Here is an 8,661-nt window from a genome sequence, read left to right on the forward strand (position 1 = left end):
ACCCCGGCCCGACGAGCGACCCCGAGCGCTCGTCGGGCCGCAGCATCCTCCGCCTCGTCAACTTCCGCCTGCTCGTCGGCGCCCAGCTCCTGGGCGGCACGGGCATGTGGATGGTCCGCATGTCGACCGACTGGCTCGTCCTCGAGCTCACCGGCAGCTCCGCCGCGGTCGGGGTCCTCGTCGCGCTCCAGTTCCTGCCGATGCTCGTCGTCGGACCCTTCGGCGGGCTGCTCGCCGACCGGTACGACAAGCGGCGGCTCATCGAGGTCGCGCAGACCGCCAACGCCGTCCTCGCGGTCGTCCTCGCCGCGCTCACGCTGACCGGAGTCGTCGCCGTCTGGCACCTCTACGTCGTCGCCGTGCTGCTCGGCGTCGTCGCGTCCGTCGACCAGCCGTCCCGGCAGGTGCTCGTCAGCGAGATCGTCGGCGACCAGGGCCTGCAGAAGGCGGTCAGCACGATGAACGCGATCGGGCAGGCCGGCGGACTCCTCGGACCCGCGCTCGCCGGGTTCGTCATCTCGCACTGGGGTGAAGGGTGGGCGTTCACGGTCAACGGCGTCGTCGCGCTGTGCGTCGTCGCGCTCGTCGCGTCCATGCGGACCCGCGAGCTGCACCCCGCACCGCGCGTCCCGCGTGCCCGCGGCCAGGTCCGGGAGGGTGTGCGGTACGTGCTCGACCGGCCGCGCCTCGCCTGGGTCATCGCCCTCGCCGGCCTCATGGGGGCCCTCGGCATGAACGGGCCCGTCGTCCTCACCGCGTTCGCGCAGGACGTCTGGCACACCGGCGCCGCCGGGTTCGGGCTCTACAACGCGGTCAGCGCCGCGGGGGCGTTCGTCGGTGTCGTGCTCGGCGGGCGGTACCTGCGCCTGCGGTCGCGCAACGTCGTCGTCGCGTCCGGCCTGTTCGCCGTCACCGAGGCCCTCGCCGCGCTGTCCCCCACGCACGCCGTCTTCCTCGTCATGCTCGCCGTCGTCGGCGGCGCGACGCTGCTGTTCCTCATGGCGGCGAACACCCTCGTCCAGCTCACCGCCGACCAGCCGATCCGCGGGCGCGTCCTCGCCCTCTACTCGCCGCTGCTGCTCGGCGGTCACGCGCTGGGCGGGCTGCTGCAGGGCTGGCTCACCGAGTGGCTCGGCGTGCGGGCGGGGCTCGTCGTCACCGGCGTCCTCGCGCTGCTCGCGACCGCCCTCGTCGCGGCGGCGCTCGCGCAGGTCGGCGGCCTCCGCCCGGCACTCCGCCGCCACCCCTGGCCCCTGACGATCGTCCCCCGCACCACCCCCACCCCCTGACCCCCGCCTCCCTTCCTCCGTCGCCGAGTTCGTGAGTTTGCGCCGAGGTCGTGAGTTGCAGGTGACGAACTCGGCACGAAGTGACGAACTCGGCGTGGGAGGGGTGGGGCGGGTGGGTGGGACGGGGATGGGTGGCGGGGCGGGGTCGGGCGAGGTGGGGCGGGGCGGGTGTGATGTCGGTGGCATCGGGGGGCGGCGTGGAATATCGGGGGCGGGAGGGGGTGCTGGGAGGGGCATGCGTGCGATCACCTACTCCCGCTACGGCGGCGCCGAAGTCCTCGAGCTCACCGAGCAGCCGACCCCCAAGGTCGGGGCCGACAGCGTGCTGGTCAGGGTGCGGGCCGCGTCGGTCAACCCGGTCGACTGGAAGGTCCGCGCGGGCTACCTCGACCCGATCATGGACGTGCAGTTCCCGGTCGTGCCGGGCTGGGACGTCGCGGGTGTCGTCGAGAAGGTCGGCCTCGACACCCCCGAGTACCAGGTCGGCGACGAGGTGTTCGGCTACGTCCGCAAGGACTGGGTGCACGGCGGGACGTTCGCCGAGTACGTGTCCGCGCCGGTCCGGACGCTCGCTCGCAAGCCGTCCAGCCTGACGTTCGAGGAGGCCGCGGCCGTCCCGCTCGCGGGCCTCACCGCCTACCAGTCGATCCGTCGCGCGGGCGTCACGTCCGGGCAGACCGTCCTGGTGCACGCGGCGGCGGGCGGCGTCGGCGGGTTCGCGGTGCAGATCGCGAAGGCCCTGGGCGCGCGCGTCCTCGGCACCGCCTCCGAGCGGAACCACGACTTCCTGCGCGGACTCGGCGCGGAGCCCGTGACGTACGGCGACGGGCTCGTCGACCGCGTCCGGGCGCTCGCCCCCGAGGGCGTCGACGTCGTGCTCGACTTCGGCAGCCCCGACGCGATCACGACGGCCCCCGCGCTGCTCGCGCCCGGCGGCACCGTCGCGTCGATCACGGACCCGCGCGCCCGCGACGAGCTCGGGGGGCACCACGTGTGGGTCCGGCCCGACACCGCGGACCTCGAGGCGCTCGGCGCGCTGATCGACGGCGGCCAGGTGAAGGTCGAGGTCGCCGAGGTGTTCGACCTGGCCGACGCGGCCGCGGCGCACGAGGCGAGCGCGTCCGGCCACGTCCGCGGCAAGGTCGTCGTCCGCGTCTGACCTCGGCCGGGAAGACGCGCGGGGCGGGGACTCAGCGCTTCACGATGGTGACCGCCACCGGGTCGCCGACGTCCTTGCCGAGGCGCTGACGGATCTTCGCGCTCAGCGACACCATGTGGCCGCCCGTCCCGGTGACCATGGCGCCGACGTCCTCCAGGACGACGTCGTCGATGGTCGCGTCGACGCGGACGGTCCTGCCGGTCCCGAAGAACTCGGCCGAGCCGGGGATCTCGACGCAGTTCCAGGTCTCGCCCTTGACCTCCACGCCGATCGTCGTGTCGAACTGCAGCTGCTCGGTCGTCATGACCGACACCGTACGGGGCACCTCGGACGCCGACGCCCCGCCCGGACGGATCCGGGCGGGGCGTCGCGCGCGAGCGCAGGCGGGCCGGTGTCAGCGGCCGGCCCGTCCGCGCACCAGGTCAGCGGCGGACCACCACCTTCAGCTCGGTGCTGCTGGTCGTCCCGGCCGCGTTGGACAGCTCGGCCCGGTAGACGTGCGTCCCGACGGCCCGCCCGGTGACGGCCGTCGTCGCCTTCTGGGCGTGCTGGCCGTTCGCGGTGAGCGCCTGCGTGTCGACGAGCACGCCGTCCTCGTAGAGCCGGTACTCGGTCGCGTTGGTGCCCCACCACAGGTTCGTCGTGACGGTGTACGTGCCGTCTCCGTCCCAGTTGTCGTGGCTGAGCACCGGGGTCGCCGGGTTCGCCTTGCTCACGACGACGGTGAGCGGTGCGGTCGTCGTCGACCCGTGCTGGTTGGTCAGCACCGCGGTGTAGACGTAGGTGCCGTTCCTGCGGCCGTCGACCTGGAACGCCGCCGACTGCGCGGACGGGGTCACGTCGACGAAGTCCCGCCGCGCCACCTCCACGCCGTTCTCCAGCAGCGTCACGGTGTGGGCGTTCTGCCCCCACCAGACGTTGACGGCCACCGTGTACGCGCCGTCGCCGTCCCAGCTGTCCGACGAGAGCGCCCCGCGCGCGGGCGCCGCGGTCGCCGGGCCGGGCACCCGCTCGGCCGGCCCGGGGTCGGCCCCCGTGAGGAGGAGCGACGGCGCGGGCGGCGTCGTCATGCCGTCGCCGAGGAAGTACGACGTGTGCGGCGGCTGGTTGTACGCCGTGTTCTGCCACGCGACGCCGAGCCGGTACACCGGGTCGGACTGCAGGGTCCGCAGGCGGTGCGCCGTGACGTCGACGGTCGTGGCGATGCGCAGCGCGGACGAGTCGTCGAGCCGCGTGACGGGCTCCTCCCGCCAGTCGCCGAACAGGTCGGCCTGGAGGTTGGGCGTGCCCTTGGTGCCGTTGTTCGAGCGTGTGCCCGTGGCCCGGTAGACCTCGTGCGCCGTCCCGTCGGCCGGCGACCACTTGGCGATCGTCGGGACCCCGGTGGAGGTCGCGACGTCCCAGTCGTGGTCCGTGACCTCCCGCAGCAGGTCGCCGTCCCACCAGGTGAGGAAGTTCGCCGCGGGGATGGTCGTGCCGAGCAGCTCGCCGTCGGCGGCGCGCAGCTCACCGGCACGCGAGTTCCACGTGCCGTCGGTGACGACCGCCCACGACTCCGCGCCCGGGTGGGCCGGGTCGATGTCGCCGGACGCGGCGCGCCCGGTGTCCTTGGCGGCCGGCATCGACCACAGGACGTCTCCGGTGCGGGCGTCGCGGAACGTCGCCCCGATGCCCTTCGACGAGGGCGCCTCCTCGTGGGCGGCGAACACCTCCAGGCCGGGGCGGGACGGGTCGAGGTCGGACACGTGCAGCGCGTCGCCGTGCCCGAGCCCGGTGACGTACAGCGGGTCGCCGTCGTCGTCGACGGTCATCGACCCGAAGACGATCTCGTCCTTCTGGTCACCGTCGACGTCGGCCACGGACAGGTTGTGGTTGCCCTGGCCCTTGTACCGGTCGCCCTCGGTGTCCGAGTCGAACACCCACCGCCTGACGAGCTGCGCGCCGTCGAAGTCGTACGTCGCGATGACGGTCCGCGTGTAGTACCCGCGGCTCACGACGAGCGACGGGTGCTCGCCGTCGAGGTACGCGACGCCGGCGAGGAACCGGTCGACGCGGTTGCCGTAGGCGTCGCCCCACGCGGAGACGTCGCCGCGCGGCGGCGTGTAGTCGACGGTGTCGACCGCGGCGCCGGAGCGCCCGTCGAACACGGTGAGGAACTCGGGCCCGGTCAGGACGTACCCACCGGAGTTGCGGTAGTCGGCGCGCGCGTCACCGATGACCGTGCCGACGCCGTCGACGGTCCCGTCGGCGGTCTTCGCGGTCACCTCCGCCCGGCCGTCGCCGTCGAGGTCGAACACCTGGAACTGGGTGTAGTGCGCACCGGCCCGGATGTTGCGGCCCAGGTCGACGCGCCACAGCCGCGTGCCGTCGAGCTCGTACGCGTCGAGGTAGACGTTGCCGGTGTACCCGGCCTGCGAGTTGTCCTTCGAGTTGGACGGGTCCCACTTGACGACGAGCTCGTACTGCCCGTCGCCGTCGAGGTCGCCCACGGACACGTCGTTGGCGCTGTACGTGTACGGCTGCCCGTCCTTCGCGTAGGCGTCGGCGGGCTTGTCGAGAGGCACGTCGAGGTGCTGCTGCGACCAGGGCCGGAACTCGGCGGTGGCCCAGCGCTCGATGCCGTCGACGACGCTGCTCACGCGGTACACGGACGACGCCGTGCCGCCCGCGTCGAGCGTGTTGGTCGTGCCGCCGAGCGGCGACGTCGTGAGCCGGCGGCCGTCCCGGTAGACGTGGAACGCGACCGACGCGGCGTCGGTGCCGAGCATCCGCCACCCGACGTACACGCCGCCGTCCGTGACGACCGCGACGGGCGACCGGTCGAGCCGCTCGGCCTGCCGGGCGAGCGTCGTCACGGCGGGCGACGTCACGGGCAGCGACGGCGCGGACACGCCGCCCGCGTTCACGGCCGCGACCCGGTACGTGTACGCGATGGTCGTGAGGACGCCCGTGTCGGTGTAGGTCGCGGACGGCGCCCGCCCGACGAGCTCGAACGGCCCGTCGACGGACTCGGCCCGGTACACCTGGTAGAACAGCGCGCCGTCGACCGGGGTCCACCGGAACGTCACGTCGTTCTTGTGCACCGCCCCGAGCGTGAGCCCGGTCGGCACGCCCGCGACGGGCACGGTCGGGTCGACCGTCGTCACGTCGAGGACGTCCGTCGGCACGGACTCGGCCCCCGCGGGGTCGAGCGCGACGACGTGGTACGCGTAGCGCAGGCCGACGTCGGCGGTGGTGTCGACGAACGCCGGGTCGGTCGTCTCGCCGAGCACGACGGGCGTGGTCGCGCCGTCGGACTGCCGGTAGACGCGGTACCCGGCGGAGTCGTCGGTGCCGGTCCAGGACAGCGCGACCGCGACGGACGAGCCGTCGATGGTGACGCCGTCGAGCACGAGGTCCTGCGGGGCGAGCAGCAGCGGCGTGATCTCGATGCCGTTGAGCCGCGACGAGGTGCCCGTCATGACGATCGAGAGCTGCCCGTCGGTGACGAGAACCGGCTGCGACACCTTCTCGGAGACACCGCCCGCGCCCGCGTTCGACGCACCCCAGTCCTTGCCCTCGATCTGCACGTTCGAGCGCGACGTGCCGATCCAGTCGCCGTTGTACGTCTTGACCGCGTACGAGCCGTCCGGCACGTCGACGGCGAACACGTGCTGCGGGCCGGGCAGCAGGAAGTCGCGCTGCAGGTCGTTCGGCGGCGTCGGGAAGTTCACGCCGCGGTCACGACCGCCCATACCGGTCGGGTCCAGCCAGCCCCACCCGGTCTCCGGGGTGTACCGGCTGTTCTGGTTGGCCTCGACGTAGCCCGGCATCACCGGCGAGCCGGCGAGCTGCACGTCGAACTTGTACAGCGCGGCCTTCGTCGTGACGCGGACCGTCGCACTGGGTGCGGACTCGCCGCGACCGTTCACCGCGGTGACCCGCAGGTCGTACGACGCCCCCTCGACGAGCCCGCTGACCGCCGCCTGCGCGATCGTCGACGTCGCGACCAGCGCGTACGCGTCGTCGCCCGCCGCGGCGTCCTTGCGGTAGACGCGGTAGACGTCCGCGCCCTCGACGGCGGTCCACGTGAGCTGCACCCCCGCGTTGGACACGTTGCCCGCGACCACCCCGGCGGGGGCGGCCGGGACCTCGGCCGGGGGCTCGAAGCCCTCGACCTCGTCCGCGAGCGGCACGTCGAGGCCCGCCACGTCGGTCGCGACGAGGCGCGCCATCTGGATCGCGCCGTACTCCTGGAAGTGCGTGTCGTCGACGGTGCCCGCCGGCCGCCCCGGGTAAACACCTGCGGGGACGTGCAGGAACACCGACTTCGCGACCTCCGGCCCGATCTCGTCGAGGTAGGCGCGGCTGGACGCGGACAGGTCGACGAGCGGCGTGCCCGTCTCCGCGGCGAGCGCCGCGGCGGCGTCGACGTACTGCGGGAAGGAGACGTTGAACTTCCCCGTCGTGGCGTCGAACGAGCGCCGGGACACGGGCGTGACGATCACCGGCGTCGCGCCGCGCTGCCGCGCGCCATCGACGTAGGTGCGCAGGTACTCGCGGTAGTCGGCGGGTGCCGCGTACCGGTCGTCGACGCCGTACGTGTTGTCGTTGTGGCCGAACTGCACGAACAGGTAGTCGCCGGGCCGCACGAGCCGCAGGACCTCGTCCAGGCGTCCCTGGCTGATGAAGTTCTTCGACGAGCGGCCGCCGATCGCGCGGTTGTCGACGACGACGTCGTCGGACAGGTACCGGTCGATCATCTGGCCCCACCCGGCCTGCGGCGCGTAGTCCGCGGTGTACGACTGGACCGTCGAGTCGCCCGTCACCCACACCGTGGGCTTCGGGCCGGCGGCGCGCGGGCTCTGCTGCCGGATGGTCAGCGCGTTGACCTTTGGCGCGGCGCCGGAGAAGTCGAGGTTGAGCTGGCCGTCGACCACGGCGACGTCGAACGACATCTCCAGGTACTGGCCGGCCGGCTTGGCCGTCGCGGCGACCTTCGCCATCTGCTCGACGGTGATCGAGACGTCGGTCGCCTCGGTCGCGTCGCCCGCGACCAGGTCGACCGTGTAGTCGCCGTCCGGGACGTCGATGACGAGCTCGGTGTCGCCGACCGTGACGAAGTCGGAGCGCAGCGCGTCGTCCGTGCCGCGGTCGGTCGCGGTGACCTTCGACGGGTCGACGAACCCGTACCGCGTCTGCGGCCCGTACGCGCTCGTGGCGTCGAGCCGCGTGCTGCCCGGGACGAGCGCGCCGCTGCCGAGGTCGAACGCGAGCACGCCGTCGGCGGGCAGCGTGGGTGCGGGGACGCCGTCGCCCGCGAGGCTGCTGGCCGTCGTCGCGGACGGGGTCGACGTGCCCGCGGCCGTGACGGTCTGCACCCGGTACCAGTGGGTCGTCGTGGTGTCGACGGCTGCGTCGGTCGCGAACACGTCGCCCGTGGTCCGCGCGACCTCGGCGTACGGGCCGGCGAGCGCGTCGGCACGCTGCACGACGTAGCCGGTCGCGCCCGCGACCTCGTTCCAGCGCAGCGTGACCGCGCCGGGCGCGACGTGCGCCATCCGGACCGCCTGCGGTGCGGCGATCGTCGGGTCGCCCGCGCCCGGGTCCTCGGGGTCCGGGTCGGGGTCGGGGTCCGGCTCGTCCGCGACCGCGGTCACGACGACCGCGTTGACGTAGCCGCCCGAGCCCGCGCCGGTCACGCCGAGCGTGAGCTGACCGTCGGCGACGGTGGTCCGCCAGGTCCCCTCGACCGCGACCTGCTTGGTCTTGAGCGTGCCCGCGGTCGCACCCTCGAGCGTGAGGTTCGTCGTGGTGGTGCTCGACGTCGCGAGCAGGTCGCCGGACCGGACCGTGACGTCGTAGGTCCCGTTCGGGACGTCGACGACGAAGGACCACGACGTCGCGAGCACGAAGTCGCGGTCGGCCGCGTCGGTCGCGCCGCGGTCGCGGGAGATCGGCGTGACGCCCTCGGCGGGGACGATGCCGAAGCCGGTCCCGGCGCTGTAGCGGGTGGCCTCGGTGACCTGGGTGTACCCGTCGGCGACGGGGCTGGTCGCGGTGCCGAGGTCGAACTTCCACGTCGCGGCGTCGGCGGCGGACGCGGGCAGGGTGGCGAGCGTGAGGCCCGCGCCCGTCGCGAGGGCGGTGGCGAGCGCGACGGCCGTCGTGGCGCGGCTCCGGGTGTCGGGCACGCGCGGGCGGCGGGCCGGCCCGCCGGGTGCGGGATCGGGC

4 protein-coding genes are annotated in these 8,661 nt (G+C 73.6%); 2 read left to right on the top strand and 2 right to left on the bottom strand.

Translation table 11 applies throughout. The annotated features are described in order from the left end of the window. Together CBZ_RS08935 and CBZ_RS08940 are read left to right on the top strand one after the other, a co-directional pair. Positions 1 to 1,289 (top strand): MFS transporter (locus tag CBZ_RS08935; RefSeq protein WP_130781220.1); only part of this gene is annotated, 1,289 nt, incomplete at its 5' end. A 235-nt stretch (positions 1,290 to 1,524) separates the two neighbouring features. Next, complete coding sequence (locus tag CBZ_RS08940; RefSeq protein ID WP_130781221.1) at positions 1,525 to 2,448, top strand: NADP-dependent oxidoreductase; 924 nt, start codon at positions 1,525 to 1,527, stop codon at positions 2,446 to 2,448. Positions 2,449 to 2,479: 31 nt separating this feature from the next. On the opposite strand, the gene CBZ_RS08945 is transcribed toward CBZ_RS08940, so the two are convergent. Beyond that, a complete protein-coding gene (locus CBZ_RS08945) occupies positions 2,480 to 2,752 on the bottom strand; it encodes a DUF1905 domain-containing protein (protein WP_130781222.1) in 273 nt (90 codons plus the stop codon). A 118-nt stretch (positions 2,753 to 2,870) separates the two neighbouring features. Then, on the bottom strand, positions 2,871 to 8,621 hold the full coding sequence (locus CBZ_RS22090) for a rhamnogalacturonan lyase family protein (RefSeq protein WP_307720748.1): 5,751 nt from the start codon (positions 8,619 to 8,621) through the stop codon (positions 2,871 to 2,873). Positions 8,622 to 8,661 lie beyond the last annotated feature (40 nt).

Origin of the sequence: Cellulomonas biazotea, from assembly GCF_004306155.1 — a bacterium.
In the GTDB taxonomy this organism is placed as follows: domain Bacteria; phylum Actinomycetota; class Actinomycetes; order Actinomycetales; family Cellulomonadaceae; genus Cellulomonas; species Cellulomonas biazotea.